Source organism: Paenibacillus sp. FSL R5-0378, assembly GCF_038009285.1.
Taxonomy (GTDB): Bacteria; Bacillota; Bacilli; order Paenibacillales; family Paenibacillaceae; genus Paenibacillus_AQ; species Paenibacillus_AQ favisporus.
The window spans coordinates 1,237,769-1,252,895 of record NZ_JBBPAY010000001.1 but is presented as its reverse complement, the minus strand read 5'-3'; the positions used below and the strand labels follow the sequence as shown (position 1 = coordinate 1,252,895).

The 15,127-nt window shown below is 56.8% G+C and carries 11 protein-coding genes; 3 read left to right on the top strand and 8 right to left on the bottom strand.

The window, feature by feature from the left end; all coding sequences use genetic code 11:
• Positions 1-24: 24 nt before the first annotated feature.
• The 4 genes from MKY74_RS05530 to MKY74_RS05515 form a co-directional block, all read right to left on the bottom strand.
• Positions 25-432 carry a ribbon-helix-helix protein, CopG family gene (locus tag MKY74_RS05530; protein WP_076171863.1) on the bottom strand — a complete coding sequence of 136 codons (408 nt, stop codon included), beginning with the start codon at positions 430-432 and terminating at the stop codon, positions 25-27.
• A gap of 131 nt (positions 433-563) precedes the next feature.
• Complete coding sequence (locus tag MKY74_RS05525) at positions 564-1,931, bottom strand: MFS transporter (RefSeq protein ID WP_076171865.1); 1,368 nt, start codon at positions 1,929-1,931, stop codon at positions 564-566.
• A gap of 254 nt (positions 1,932-2,185) precedes the next feature.
• A complete protein-coding gene (locus MKY74_RS05520) occupies positions 2,186-4,471 on the bottom strand; it encodes a beta-glucosidase family protein (protein ID WP_076171867.1) in 2,286 nt (761 codons plus the stop codon).
• Between the two features lie 305 nt (positions 4,472-4,776).
• Complete coding sequence (locus MKY74_RS05515) at positions 4,777-7,287, bottom strand: GH39 family glycosyl hydrolase (RefSeq protein ID WP_076171869.1); 2,511 nt, start codon at positions 7,285-7,287, stop codon at positions 4,777-4,779.
• Between the two features lie 101 nt (positions 7,288-7,388).
• Here MKY74_RS05515 and MKY74_RS05510 point away from each other — a divergent pair, with 101 nt between their 5' ends.
• Entirely contained in the window at positions 7,389-7,532 is a 144-nt protein-coding gene (locus MKY74_RS05510; protein ID WP_167372887.1) for a hypothetical protein, read from the top strand.
• Here MKY74_RS05510 and MKY74_RS05505 read toward each other — a convergent pair.
• Positions 7,529-8,470 (bottom strand): aldo/keto reductase family protein, encoded by a 942-nt coding sequence (locus MKY74_RS05505; protein ID WP_076171871.1) that lies wholly within the window; start codon positions 8,468-8,470, stop codon positions 7,529-7,531. The genes MKY74_RS05510 and MKY74_RS05505 overlap by 4 nt on opposite strands.
• A 211-nt stretch (positions 8,471-8,681) precedes the next feature.
• Here MKY74_RS05505 and MKY74_RS05500 point away from each other — a divergent pair, with 211 nt between their 5' ends.
• Positions 8,682-10,229, top strand: coding sequence for an FAD-dependent oxidoreductase (locus MKY74_RS05500; RefSeq protein ID WP_076171873.1), 1,548 nt, complete (start codon positions 8,682-8,684; stop codon positions 10,227-10,229).
• Positions 10,230-10,270: 41 nt separating this feature from the next.
• Entirely contained in the window at positions 10,271-10,591 is a 321-nt protein-coding gene (locus MKY74_RS05495) for an antibiotic biosynthesis monooxygenase (RefSeq protein WP_076171875.1), read from the top strand.
• 150 nt (positions 10,592-10,741) lie between these two features.
• On the opposite strand, the gene MKY74_RS05490 is transcribed toward MKY74_RS05495, so the two are convergent.
• The 3 genes from MKY74_RS05490 to MKY74_RS05480 all read right to left on the bottom strand — a co-directional run bounded on the left by MKY74_RS05490 (position 10,742) and on the right by MKY74_RS05480 (position 14,882).
• The gene (locus MKY74_RS05490; RefSeq protein WP_076171877.1) at positions 10,742-11,212 is read right to left on the bottom strand and encodes a hypothetical protein; all 471 of its coding nucleotides are present in this window, start codon (positions 11,210-11,212) and stop codon (positions 10,742-10,744) included.
• 122 nt (positions 11,213-11,334) lie between these two features.
• Complete coding sequence (locus MKY74_RS05485; protein WP_076171878.1) at positions 11,335-12,459, bottom strand: nitric oxide synthase oxygenase; 1,125 nt, start codon at positions 12,457-12,459, stop codon at positions 11,335-11,337.
• A 203-nt stretch (positions 12,460-12,662) separates the two neighbouring features.
• Positions 12,663-14,882 carry an MMPL family transporter gene (locus MKY74_RS05480; RefSeq protein ID WP_076171880.1) on the bottom strand — a complete coding sequence of 740 codons (2,220 nt, stop codon included), beginning with the start codon at positions 14,880-14,882 and terminating at the stop codon, positions 12,663-12,665.
• Positions 14,883-15,127: the final 245 nt, after the last annotated feature.

Genomic DNA, 15,127 nt, shown 5'->3' with positions numbered 1-15,127 from the left:
TCATGAATAGGGGGCAGAAAAGCACTAAACGCTGTCCTTCGGTTTTTCTCCGATCAAACCAAGCAAAAACATTTGGGAATAAGCAAACCCGCCATGAAGCTTCTGCACAATCGCGGGAACGGTCAGATCATGTTCCAGATACATCGAGAGGATGCGGTGCGTGAATTGTTTTTGATCCGTTAGAGAGAACTCCTGAAGCTGCTTTACAAAGTCCTTATCGATCTGCTCCCTCCCTCCTAGCTCCTGCTGCAGCCGGTAACCTGCCACATACAAATCAGCCGCCGTTTCTTCGTCGGTTTTGCGGTGCTCGGCGACATAATCGGCAATCCAGTCCCTGACCAGGGTGGAAGTATCCTTATGATTATCCTTTGCCGCCTGCTGAAAGCTTTCTTTCAGCTCTTTCGGGAGACGGATATGCAAACTTGAATCCATTGGTCGTTCCTCCTATTTTGGCATCCATATACGTACGATTTTATACATAATGTGTACACATTGTCAACACAAATGGCAAAAGCAAGGCAGCCAACCCTAAGATTGACTGCCTTGTCCAGCTGCATCGTAATTTAAGCCTGCTGCGCTTTGCGCTGCTCCAGCTCCTGAATGATTTCGGCGTATTTGCGGTCCGTCAAATTATAGAAGAAGATCAGGACCATCGCGCCCAGCGTCAGAATGGCCGGAGCCAGCGTGAGCGAAAAGGCGATGCCGTGCAGCGCGGTAACCGTCTGTGCCTGGTTAGCCACATACCCGGTCAGCGTAAGCAGAATACCAGAGAGCGAGCCGGCAAGCGCCGTCGCGACCTTCTGGGCGAAACTGAAGGATGCGTAGCTGATGCCTTCGGCCCGAACCCCGGTTTTCCATTCGCCGTAGTCAACCGAGTCTGCGGCCATCGTCCAGCCGACGACCCACGGCACGGTGAGAGTCAAGCCGATCAAAGCCGAGAAGATAAAGATCAGCGTAATGCTGCTGTAGCTCGTAAAGTACAGACACACGCTGCCGACGATCGTGATCAGAAAAGCAAGCTGAAGCGTGTTTTTCTTGCCGATTCTCTTTTCCACAAAAGGAACGCAGGCCATGCCGATCATGCCCATCAGAAGGACCACCGGGATGTAATACGCCGCCAGGTCCTCCCGGCCTACATTATATTTGAAATAATACGCCGGAATGGCGAAGAAAATCGTATTGGCTCCGCCGCTCAGCATCATCGCAAAGGACGAGAGCAGGAGCGGTCTGTTTTTCGCTAACGTTTTCAATCCGCCCTTGGTGCTGACTTCCTTCTGGATCGGAATCCGCTCCTGTGTGCTCTTGAAGCAGCCCAGCAGCAGCACGATCGCTACGATGGCGTACAGCCCCACCGTGTATTGATAGCCTTTGGCGGTGTTGTCGCCACCGAACCAGCTGGCCAGCGGGCTGGTGGCATACGATACGATGAGCGTCGCAACATTGGCGAAGATCATGCGGTATGTCATCAGCTTCGTGCGGTCTCTCTGATCCTGTGTAATGACAGGCGACATGGCCGAATAAGGAATGTTGACCAGGGAATACAGAAATCCGAGCAAAATATAAGTCACGTACGCATAAACCAGTTTACCGGTGTTCCCCATATCCGGCGTCGAGAAGCATAATACGAACATAACCGACAGCGGAATGCTGCCGAATAATAAATAAGGTCTGAAGCGTCCCCATCTTGAATTCGTTTTATCGACGATCATCCCGATGATCGGGTCAAAAATGGCATCCAAGAACCGGGCGACCAGAAACAGCGATGCGACGGCCGCCGGGCTGATGCCGTAGACATCCGTGTAGAAGAACATCAGGTATACCGACGTCATGCCCCACACGAAGTTGTTGGCCGCGTCGCCCAGCCCGTATCCCATCATTCTGAACGAGCTGAGCTTGCCGTACACTGATGCCGCTGATGTTTTAGCTCCCATGTGATTGCCCCACTTTCAAAAAGTCTTCATTCAGGATGTTTAGGTGAGCTCCTGATATATTCAATTATAGGAAACGCTTGATATCGCTTTCATCGCGTTTTTTGCTCAGAACCTTCACGTTTTTTGTTGAACCGGTCCGGCTGCATCCGGTCCCGGCGGCAGTCAGGGGAATCATGATGCCCGAAAAGCGCAAAAAAGGTACAGCCGTTCCAATGAACAGCTGTACCTTATAGAGTGAACGTTATGGGCTGTGCTTAAACCTTCGTCTGGTGAACCGTAGCAAGCAGCTCGTCGACCATCGATTCAGGCGAGCGCTCAATCAGCATTTCCTGACCGTACAGCTGGATCAGCTTGATGAGCGGAAAGTCACCAAGAAACTCAAGCGACTGTTCGCTTAGCGAAACCGGATCGGAAATTTGCCCGTTCATACGCTCCATGAACCGCTCCAGCACTTCCCGGGACCGGGACTCCGCCATCCAATCGCGAATGAGGCTGTATCGGTGCAGACTTGGACTCTGCTGCGCCTCAAAAGCCATGTCTACCCGTGCCGTCGCGCGGATATCCGCAGAGGAGCTGCCGGCCATAAGCATAAACCAGCCGCTTTCCGCAACCCATTGCCCCCGCTTGGGATCATAGTAAGAGAAATCCCGCGGGGTCAGCGTAAAGACGGCAGTCTTCGTTTCCCCGGGCTCCAGCTGCAATTTGCAGAAGCCTTTCAGCTCCTTGACCGGCCGGATCAGGCGGCTCTCTTCGTCCTGAACATAGAGCTGGACGACTTCCTGACCCGCGAGGTCCCCCGCGTTACGGATATCCACTTCGACCGTCGCCACCCCGCCGGCAGTGCGGACGCGCAGGCCGCCGTACTCAAACGACGTGTAGGACAAGCCGTGGCCGAACGGGAACAGCGGCTCAAGCTCCTTTTTGTCGTAATAGCGGTAACCGGTAAAAATCCCTTCGCTGTACACCGCCTGCTGGTTGCCGTCGCCGAACGTAAGGTAGGACGGCGTGTCTGACAGCTTCACCGGGAATGTCTCGGACAGCTTGCCGGAAGGATTCACACGCCCAAACAGGATGTCCGCCACGGCCCGGCCGCTGCCCTGTCCGGACAGCCACATCTCCAGCACGGCCGGCACGCCGCCGATCCATTCCTGCATCGCCACCGCCGTACCGTTGCACAGGACGACGATGCAGTTCGGCTGAGCCGCGGCAACTTCCTGGATTAGCTTCACCTGTACCGGCGGCAGGTCGATCGTCTTGCTGTCGTAACCTTCGGATTCCGTGCCTTCAGGCTGGCCGACGAAAAGGACAGCCGCTTCGGCCTGGATGGCCAGCCGCACGCTCTCTTCGATCAGAGCGTCGTCCGGCTCGTTGTCGTTGCGGTACCCTTCCGCGTACGCCAGACGGTCCTCCCCGCCAACCATCGCCGCGATTTCATCGTACGGGATGTCCAGGCGGGTCGGGGTTACCCGTGCGCTGCCGCCGCCCTGGTAGCGCGGCTTCTTCGCCTTCTGGCCGATAACGGCCAGCCGACGGAGCTTCCCGGCCGCAAGCGGCAGGATGCCGTTCTCATTCTTCAGGAGAACGATGCTCTCCGCTGCGGCCCGGCGCGCCAGCTCGTGGTGCGCGTCCACGTCCCAAGGCTGCCGCGCCTCCTTGCTGCCGGCTGCGGCAGTGACCTTGGCAACCAGCTCCAGCATGCGCCGCACGGACGCATCCAGCACGCTCTCGTCCAGCTCGCCGCTCCGCACGGCGGAAACCAGCTTCACGGCGTTGTATTTCGCCGGCCCCGGCATTTCCAGGTCAAGCCCGGCCCGCAGGCTCTTCAGTCGGTCGTGGACCGCCGTCCAGTCCGACATGACGACCCCGTCATAGCCCCATTCCTCGCGCAGCACCTGGCGCAGCAGAAAATCATGCTCGCTGGTATAAGTACCATTCAGCAGGTTGTACGAGGTCATCACCGTCCAAGGATTCGCCTTCTTGACGATGATTTCAAACGCGGTCAAGTAGATTTCCCGCAGAGTGCGTTCATCCACAACGGAATTCGAAACCATCTTCTCGGTCTCCTGGTTGTTGCCGGCAAAATGCTTGACCGATGCGCCGACGCCCATGCGCTGCAGCCCGTTCACCATGGCCGCGCCCAGCTCCCCGGTCAGCACCGGGTCCTCGGAATAATACTCGAAGTTCCGTCCGCCAAGCGGAGAACGCTTCATATTGACGCCGGGTCCAAGCAGAATCTGCGTATCCAGCGCCAGACTTTCCCGGCCGAGGGCTTCGCCCACTTCCTCAATGAGCTTCGTGTTCCAGGTGGACCCCAGCGCCACGCCGGTCGGATAGCAGGTCGCCGGCATATTTTCCGAAAACAATCCCATTTCCTGCGTGCTTCCGGGCTTGCGGACGCCGTTGGTACCGTCAAACATCGTAATGGACGGAACGCCCGCCCGTTCAATCTCTTGCGTCTTCCACATGTCGGCCCCCGCGACGAGCGCCGCTTTCTCTTCCAGGGTCAGCGATTTCAGCAGCTTATCTATGGATGTATTCATGATGACTCATTCCTTTAATCATGGATTGTACATAGATTGAACTAAAGTTTTGCATGGAACTTCCTGTTATATAACGGTCCAATCGGCCCTATAACATCCATTTCTTTAGTTCACGCTATGTAGACGTTTGCAGAATCAACAAATGACTGCTTGTTCTCATTCTAACCCTGAAGCAAAAGCCCGTTCTTGTTCTCTTTTGCCTAAAAGCACCCCTTTTTTTGCGGTCATCCCCGGCTGCTGCAGGCATATCGCAAACAGCCCCGAATTTCCGTCCGGCACAGGAACGGGAAATTTCGGAGCTGTGTTCAATACTGTTTATGGAGCGTGATCAGCTGCACGCCGTGCGGCGGTACGGTGACCCGAACGGTATAGGAAGAAGCAGCCCGGATTTGGGAGACCTTCAAGTCAGGCCCGCTTTGGCGGCGCAGATAGGCAACCTCATCCTTACTGGGAAAGTCCGGCGCTCCCATCGCCTGCCATGCGTCAAACACCGATCCGTGCTCCCGGTCCAGGGTGTAATGCGACACCTTGTAATCTCCCTGCAAACCGCGAATGTCGAGGCCGACGTCCAGCGCCTCCTTGCTTTCAAACACGTCGTACCGGTTTTGCTCGCTGATGCCCGACCATTCGCCTTTGGCGTACAAGCTGTCCACATGTGTATAGTTGTACAGCAGCACCTGGATGTCTCCGTTCTCCTCGGTCGCGATATAATACGGACCCCTGGCCAAGATCCGGCGGCCGAGCTTGTTCAGCAACGCAAAAGCGTAATAGGAGGGCTTCTTGAGGCCGTGCATGCTGATCAGCCCGAATCCGCCGTGAAACGGGCTGTCGCCCGCCCGCATCTCCTCAAAAATGTCGGTGAACGTCCAGAACCCGAGCGACTGCAGCAGGCCGATGGAATCGACCGCGTTTTTGATAATAAACGGCGCCATGAACATCGTGTCATGCAGCAGATTGTGCGGATACAAGGAAAAGTTCCATTCCGTCAGATGCAGCTCCAAAGCCTCCGCCGGGGAATCGGCGATCCGCTCGCGGACTTTATGGATCGTATCCACAAAAAATTCCGGCGGCTGTGTATGGGATAGACCACCGGAGTGCTCGTCCCCGGGCCAATATTCCGAATAGCTGTGGAAGGAAAAGAAATCGATATCCACCCGGTGCTCGTGGCAGTACTGCAGGAAGGTCTGGATCCAGTCCGTCTCCCACACGGTAATATAATTCAGCGCCGGCCCGCCGACCCGGAGATCCGGGGAGACCGACTTGATCGCCAGCGCGGTGGCGGCGTAAAATTCGAAATATTCCTCCTTCGTCCCCGACCAGCAGATCTCGATGGCATCCGGCTCGTTCCACACTTCAAAGTACCACTGCCGCACCTCTTCCATGCCGTAGCGGTTGACCAGATGCCGGACAAACTGGCGGATGAGCTCCGACCACTTGGCCATATCCTTCGGCGGCGATATGTTCCCTTTCCACCAAAAGAGGGTCTCATCCGAACGCTTCAGCTTGCCGGGCATAAACCCGAGCTCAACGAAGGGACGTATCCCTTGACCCAGCAAAAAATCGTACAGCTCATCGGCATAACTCCAATTGTACCGCGGAGTCCCGTCCTCGGATTCGTCGTAAATCATCATCTCGTCATTGAAAATGCCGTGGAACCGGATATGTTGAAACGGCTGCTCCGCCTGGATTTCCGCCAGCTGCTTCCGCCAGTCTTCGCGCAGCCCTTCGGCGGCCCTTCCCGCCGTCAGCAGCCGGTTCCAGTGAGGCTCGTACGATTCTCCGGAAGCGGCCGCATCCAGAACGAGGCTTTCCTCAACGCTCCGGGCAGGGGTGGGCGGCACGGACGGTGCCGCGGCTTCAACCTGCGGCAGATGCCGGTACAAGCCCTCCAGCACTTTTACCGTATCGACCTTGATGTAGGAGCCGCTCTCCGATGTATCCCTCGTAAAAGGAAGATGCTTGTCATCCGCTCCCCCAATCTGCCGCTCATGCTTCTGCCGGTACTCGGAAGGCGTCACGCCCATTTTTTCCTTAAAGCTCTTGTTAAACAGCTTTACATTGGCGAACCCGCAGTCCGCGGCGATGTCGATAATGTTGCTCGTCGTCTCCCTCAGCATCGTCTCCGCTTTTTCCAAACGGATGAGGGTCAAATATTTCTGAAAGGAGATGCCGATCTTGCTTTTGAAAAAGTGGGAGAAATAATAGAAGCTCAGGTGCTCCTGTTCAGCCATCTGGTTCAGGTTGATTTTGTACATATAGTTCTCGTCCACATATTGAATGATCCGGCGAAGGCGCTCGAGATCCACGTCGCTCGCATTCGCGCTGTCGTCCAGCCGCTCCGCGGTCGCGAAATATCGGACCAGCTGGCCCAGCAAAAGATGCAGATGCCCCATCACTTTGTCGCCGTAGCCGTCCTCCCGCTTGTTCAGCTCCCACATCATTTGGGCAAGACCGGAGCGGATGGGCGCAAAGCGGGCTTCGTCTGCACCCCGGGCGTTCACGGAGCTGCAGTCGATCCGGTTTTTGGACTGCTGCGGCTGGGCCTGGACCGTGCCGGGATCGACCTGCAGGGTAAGCAGGACGTTGGCCTCGCCGGTCTTGTCGATTTTGTGCACGTCCATGCTGTTGATGACCAGCAGGTCTTCTTCCCGCAGAATCAGCCGTTCCTGGGCGACATGGATTTCCACCGAGCCTTTGAGGACGTAGATCAGCTCCAGCTCTTTATGCCAATGAAACGGAATATGGTCAATGCTGTTGATGAACAGCGTAAAAGGCATATGCTCATGGTGCTCGATAAACTCGTATCTGTGTTTCAATCCGATTTCCTCCACTTGGCTTTCTTGCCGCAACAGATTCAACGTAGAACTACTTTACAAGCTGCTCCGCCCGATGTAAAGCTGCAGCCCGGCGGGGGTCCTTGGCGTATCTAGAGCATTCCCGTTATCCGGTTGCCATAGACGAGCGATATATTCTCGGTCTGGAGAAAAAAAAGACCGCCCCGAGCGCGGTATCGGGATACCTGCTGCAGGACGGCCTTCGCCATGCCTTATTCGATCATTAGGAGTTCAAAATTTGTTCGATCCGTTCCAGCACGTCCGCCGAAAGCTCAATGCCCGAGGCCTTCACGTTCTCGGTGACCTGATCCGGACGGCTTGCGCCCACCAGCGCGCTTGCCACATTCGGCTGCCGCAGAATCCAGGCCAGGGCCAGCTGGCCTACCTTGATGTCCAGCTCGGCGGCGACCTTCTCCAACTGGCGCACCTTGGCGATCTTCTCTTCGCTGATGCGGTCTTCCTTCCAGCCGAGCTTGGCGGCGCGGCTGCCTTCCGGAGCCTGGCCGGGTGCCGTGTATTTGCCTGTCAGCAAGCCTTGCGCCAGCGGCGAGTAAACGACCTGGCCGATACCCTTCGCTTCGCCGAGCGGAATAACCTCGTGCTCGATCTCCCGCTGAAACATATTGTATACCGGCTGGTTTACAACGATGCGGTCCAGCAGGTAGCGGTCAGCCGTGCCGAGCGCGGCCTCCATCTGCGCCGCGGTCCACATGCTGACGCCAACGTACAGCATCTTGCCCTGGCGAACCAGGTCATCCAGCGCCCGCAGCGTTTCGTCGATCGGCGTATCGGCATGATACCGGTGGCAGTAGTACAGGTCCACATAGTCGTGGCCCAGCCGCTTCAGGCTGGCATCGCACTGCTCCATAATGTGCTTCCGCGACAGTCCCTGATCGTTGGGGCCGTCCCCCATTTTTCCGAACACCTTGGTTGCCAGTACGTAAGACTCCCGCGGGTACGCCTTCAGCGTCTGCCCCAACAGTTCCTCGGCCGCACCCCGCTCGTACACATTGGCCGTGTCAAAGAAATTTACGCCTTCGTCATAGGCCGTCCGGATCGCCAGAACCGCATTTTCGCGCTCCACGTATCCGCCGTAAGTCAGCCAGCTGCCCAGGCTGATTTCACTCACTTTCAGTCCGCTTCTTCCCAGTCTCCGGTATTTCATCGTTGCATCAGCGCCTCCTTGTTCATATCGGGATTCCCCAATTGGCCGCCCTAAGGCAGGTTTTCTGCCCGCCCGCAGGACGATTTAGGCTTTCCCTACTATTGTAAACAACCCCCGCAGGGAAGAAAAGCCGCCGCCCGGGCAAGCTCCGTTTCTTTTTGGCGAAAAGTGGTAATAAATGAAATGAAAATACTTAGGAGGCTACGATGCTATGCAACCATCTGAACCGATATCCAATGAGCTGCCGCAGTACCCTGAATCTTTATGGAGAGCGACAACGGACCTCCCTTCCTTTCCGCGTCTGGCGGAAGACATCAAGGTGGACGTTGCTATCGTAGGGGCGGGAATTGCGGGCATTACGACCGGGTACTTGCTTGCCCGGGAAGGGCTGAAGGTCGCCCTGGTCGAAGCGGGGAACGTACTGAACGGCACCACCGCACATACGACCGCCAAAATTACAGCCCAGCACGGTATGCTGTACGATGAACTGCTGAGCCATTTCGGGCAGGAACGGGCATCCATGTATTATCAGGCCAACCGGGATGCGCTGCAATTTATCCGGGATACGGCGTCCAAGCTGAATATCGACTGCGGTCTCCATGAAGAAGACGCCTATGTATATATGGAGAAGGATAAGGATCTCAATAAGCTGGAGAAGGAATTTGAGGCTTATGAAAAGCTGGGCATCCCCGGCGAATGGGTGAACAAGCTGCCGATTCCTCAGTTCGCATCGGGTGCCATCAAGCTGCCGGGACAAGCCCGGTTCCATCCGCTTCATTATTTGCGGCGCCTGCTGGAAGAGTTCGTGAAGGCTGGCGGACAAGTGTATGAGAATACGACGGTCCATAAGGTGGACAAGGAGGGACCGTTAACGGTCGTCACCTACCGCGGAAGCCACAAGATTCAATGCAGCCATGTCGTCGCCGCTACCCACTTCCCGTTCCTCGATGAAGGCGGCTTTTATTTCGCGCGGCTGCATGCCGACCGCTCGTATGCGCTGGCTATGAAGCCGGAAACGGCGTTTGCCGGCGGCATGTATATCAGTGCGGACAAGCCGACGCGCTCGCTGCGGGCCGCCTCCTGGAACGGTGAAGAGGTGGTCATCGTCGGCGGCGAAGGGCATAAAACCGGGCAGCATATGTGCACCTTCTCCTACTATGAGGCGCTCGAAGCCTATGGCGGCAAGCTGCTGGGCAGCAAAGGCATTCCTTTCCGCTGGTCCACCCAGGATCTGGTCACCATTGACAAGGTGCCGTACATCGGACAAATTACGTCCAAGGACGAAGGGATCTACGTGGCAACCGGCTTCAACAAATGGGGCATGACCAGCGGTACCCTCGCCGGGCGGATGTTATCGGATCAAATCATCGGCAGGGACAATCCGTACAGCGAGCTGTACACGCCGTCCCGTTTCCTCGCCGACCCGTCGATTATGAACCTGGTGAAGGAAAATGCCGATGTGGCTGGAGAGCTGATTTCCGGCAAAGTCGGCCTCGTCCACACCCGGATTGAAGACCTGAATCCTGACGAAGGCGCCGTCGTCCGCCATAACGGAAAAAAAGCCGGTGCTTATAAAGACCCGGAGGGCAATCTTCATCTGGTGGATAACACGTGTACGCATATGGGCTGCGAGACCGAGTGGAACGCGGCGGAGCGGACCTGGGACTGCCCTTGCCACGGCTCCCGGTTTTCCTATGACGGGGTCGTGTTTGAAGGACCGGCTATCAAGCCGCTTGAGAAACTGGATGCACACGAGTAGACTGAATTAAGGAACGATACCACAATCGGAGGCGATTCCTTATGATAGTCATCACCAATACGATTTTGATCAAGGAAGGGCACGGACAAGCCGTGGCCGAGCGTTTTGCGAATGCCAAGGGCGTGCAGGACATGCCGGGCTTTGTCCGGATGGAGGTATGGCTGGGCAAGAGCAAGGAGGCGGAAGCCGAGGAACTGAAGGTGTCCACCGTCTGGGAGGACGAGGCGTCGTTTAAAAACTGGACGCAGAGCGAGTCCTTCCGCGCTTCTCACCGCGGGGCCGGAGGCAGCAAGGACGTCCTTCTCGGCTCTACGCTGAACCAGTATGAGCTCGTCGTCAGCCCCTTGAACGCAGCGGAATAAGCAGTATGCTGTAGTGCAGGCGGGTTTTGCCCGACAACCAAAAAAGGATAGGTTCGAGAGATCCGAAGGGTCTGCCGAGCCTATCCTTTATTATTTTATAAGATGCAGTTGATCCAACTCTGACCCCGCGGCAGCCGGTTCCGACTGACATCAGGCGATGCCCGCCTCGGCTCCCGCTTCCTCCACCTGAAGCCGGTATGCATACAGCGACTCGTCGATAATGGCGCTCATCATGGGCAGATCCGCTTCGGGAATCAGCTCCAGCGCATAGTTCCATGCGTTCTCTTCAATCTGCAGCGCCACGCGCATCCGCTGTTCCTCAGTAAGATTCATGTCTTCCAGCGATTCGGAGAGCGCAGGCAGCTCCGGATCCGCGGCATGCCCCAGCTCATGGGCCAGGACAATCGTAAAATACTCCTCCACCCGGTCCAATGATCCGAACATCTGCATGCATTGTTCCTCGATCACACCGGTATACATCGTGATCCGCTTGGAAACCATCCCGTACTTGCCGCCGATCAGGCGTCCATCCCGGGACCGTGTTCTCAGACGGACCTGAACGCCCAGTCCCGACCGTCCGACCAGCTCACGGATGATTTCGTTCAAATATATGGTGTTCAACGCTCTATCTTTATCCCCTTTAATGTCAAATAACCTAATAAATCATTATACGACGCAGCAGGCGAAAAGCAACAAGCAATCAAGCACTTTTTTCGGGTTTGCAGGGTGTCGGAGTCGATCAGCTAATGGTGAAATGGGCATCCCGCTTGTTTCGGCGTAGCGTTTGACGCCTCTCTCTTAAAGAAGTTTGGCGTCTTGACCGTGTTGTCATACGAATGGTGAAAAATATGGGTCGTCGCCGGCGATAACGGCGGGATCAACCACGTCCAGTTCCCGGTGACCTCTCTGCCGCTCCTGGCTTCCCGCTCTTCAAACAGCCGGAACTGGGAAGCCGCCGTATGGTGATCCACCATGCTGACCCCCGCCTGCTTGTAGGAATGCAGCACGGCGACGTTCATCTCGACGAGTGCGCGGTCCCGCCAGAGCGAGGTTTCGCTCGCTGTGGACAAGCCCATCAGCTCCGCCACCCGCGGCAGCATGTTATACCGCTGTTCATCGGCGAAATTTCGCGCACCGACCTCGGTCACCATGTACCAACCGTTAAACGGAGCGGCCGTATAGCGGATGCCGCCGATCACGAGTTCCATATCGGAAATGATCGGCACGGCGTACCAGCGCAGGCCCAGCTCGGCGAAGGCGGGCATATCCGGATGCGTGATCGGCACTTCCATGACCAGCTCCGGCGGAATGGGATGCAGCTCAGGCCCGCCTTTCCCGCCTTGAATGACAAGAGGAAGGACGTCGTAGGGCGTCCCTTCTCCCGTCCAGCCCAGCTTCTTGCACAGCCTCGTAAACAGAACGGAAGCCGGATCACCGGTGACCGTCCCGCCGTTTTCGTACCCCGCATAGCGGATCAGCTGGTGGTTCAGGATGCGGATATCGCTCATGCCGGGTACCGACGGCCTAAATACCGTGATCGTCGGCACGATTTTGCCGCCGCCCGTGCCGCGTTCGATATGGCGCAGCAGCGCCTCGGCAATGTCGCCGGGCCGCTCAAGGCCCCGCTCATCGATGACCTGCATCGAGTCCCAGAACAGGCGGCCGATGCAGCGGTTGCTGTTGCGCCATGCCATTTTTGCCCCGTGAACCAGTTCCTCGTACGTATGCTCATACGTTCCGGTCTCTTCAATGCTGGCCCTGATTTCCGCCAGCCTCCGGACGGTCTCGGCCTCCGTCTTGCCAAGCTCCTGATAACACAATAATATATATTCTTCCGCATCACTCTGCAGAACGTCATACACCTTCATGCCGCGTTCACCTCGTCGTTCGTAAAAAGGGTCTGTCTCTCCCTATTATAAGCCGGACGCTGAAGCCACAGCCGTGTAAGGCTTGAGCAAATGGTGAATCTTGCGGCAGGCTGGATGAACCGGGTTGGGCGGCGGACGAGAGATGTTCGGTGGCAGCACAAAAGAGGAGCCCCTGAAAAACAGGGACTCCTCTTTAGGATGAATCAGGACGGCATGCCAGCCTTGGTGTTCTCGGCCTCCGAATGGGAAGACGGCCAGAAAGCAAAGCGGCCCAGCAGCGCCGTAATGGCCGGCACGAGAAACGGCCGGACGATGAAAGTGTCCAGCAGGACACCCGCGGCGGTAATGATGCCGAACTGGACTAGCACCTGGATCGGCAGCGAGGCGAGCACCGCAAAGGTCCCGGCCAGAATGAGGCCGGCGGAGGTGATGACCGAGCCCGTCTCGGACACACCCTCCTGGATCGCCTGCTTTAACGGCATATGCTTCCGTTTTTTCCAGATGCTCGAGATCATGAAGATGTTGTAGTCCTCGCCCAGCGCCACCAGGAACACGAATGAATAGAGCGGAATCGCTCCTTGGATCGCGTCCGCGCCAAGCCCGTAATGGATGATGAGCCAGCCCAGGCCGAGCGCCGAGAAATAAGACAAAATAACAGTCAAAATCAAATACACCGTTGCGGTGATCGACCGCAAATACACGAGCAGCAGCAGCGTAATCATCCCGATGACGACCGGAATAATGACCATGGTGTCACGGTCGCCGGTCTCGCGGGTATCGTATTGCTCGGCGGTCTGGCCGCTGATCCACACTTTATCCGCCGGGGAACCCACCCTCGCCGCCTGAAGCGCCTGCTCTGCCGTGCTCCGCAGGTGGGGAATCTGGTCCATCGCTTCGCTGGAATAAGGATTCATGTCGAGCGTGACGTCGTAGGCGATAATATTGGCGTTTTGACTGCCCGGTTGCCCTTTTGACACCTCATCCACATACGATAGCTCCTTCAGTTTCTGCCCCAGGCCATCCGTCTTGCCTTCCGTATCGACCATAATTTTCACCGGAGCCAGCTCCCCGGGGCTGAACTGCTTCCCGATCGTATCGAAGCCTTCACGCGAGGCCATATCTTTCGGAAAAGATGACATAATATCGTAGGTAAACTTCACCTGGCTGGATACGGAAGCGAGCGCGCCCAGCACGATCACCGTCACAATGACGATCATCCAAGGTCTGCGGACCACGAGCCGGCTGGCAAAGCCGGGATGCTTCGGCTTGCGGGCGGGTACCGGTTTGCCCTTCTTGCGGGCCCGTTCCTCTTCCATCTCCGGCGTGCGGGGAACGAACGGGAAGAACGACGTCCTCCCGAAAATCGCCAGCAGCGCAGGTACCAGCGTCAAGCTCGCGATCACCATCACAAGAATGGAAACGCTGAACGGAACCGCAAAACGGTGGTATGCCCCGTACTTCGCCAGCAGCAGGGCCAGCAGCGACAGGACCACCGTAAAGCCGCTCATGGCGATCGCCCCTGAGGATTCCGTCACTGCCCGCAGCAGCGCCCGGGTCTTGCTCTCTTCTTCCTTCAGCAAATGGCGGAAGTGCGAGATGAGGAACAGACAGTAGTCCGTCCCGGCCCCGAACAGCAGCACCGTCATGATCGAGACGGCTTGGGAATCGACAGTGATCCAGCCCTTCTGGGCCATCAGGCCGAGCAGGGGGCTGACTGCGCCATATGCAAAGCCGACCGCGATCAGAGGAATGAGCGCCAGAATCGGCGAGCGGTAAATGAGCAGCAGGATGACCAGCACCAAAATGACGGTGGACATGAGCAGCTTGAAATCCGCGTTCTTGAAGAGGCCGGTAGCGTCGATCGAAATGCCGACCGGACCGGTGACGCGGACGCTGAGGTCCGAACCGGAGTTATGGCTTGCGGCGAAGGGATCCTGCCCGGTTTCATGCGTGATCCCGGACTTCAGCTGCTCCACCCCTTCTTTCAGCTGGTCGCTGTCTGCGCTTTTCTCGAACAGCACGGGGGTGACCAGCGTGCTCTGGTCCTCGGACAGCATCGCTTTCAGCGCGGCCGCCGGCATTTGATGAAATGGCGGAACCGAATCCTGATAAGGCACCGGATTCGCGCTCCATCCGGCATACACCTTCTGCACATGCTGTAAATCATCGTCTTTCAGCCCGCCTTCACGGTGCCAGACCAGCAGGGCGGGAACCCCTGCATCGCTGCTGAACTGCTCCTCCGCGATGCGTTCAGCCTGAACCGAAGGCTTGGCGCCGTCCAGATTGGCCGCATTGTTCTGGACCTCGCTGTTGACCATCGGCCAGATGGCACTCAGCACGCCCACGATGATGACCCAAACGGCCAGCGTGATCCATTTGCTTCTTTTTCCGGCGACCCAGCGCCCGTATCCGGAATCCCCCATATTCTGCTCCTCCCCACCTGTTACAGGTGCCAAAATGGTATAGTATAAGTACATGTTCATGCCGATAAAGTGCGGCTTCCGCAGGCTCCGTGATACAATATGGGACACCGTACTTTTCAGCCTTATCAGGCGGCATACAATCGCAGAATTCAATGAAAAGCACACCCGCTATTACCATGCCACATTAATTATATATACCGGAAGGTTAATTATCAATCAGGATTTAGAACACGATTGCGGAATTA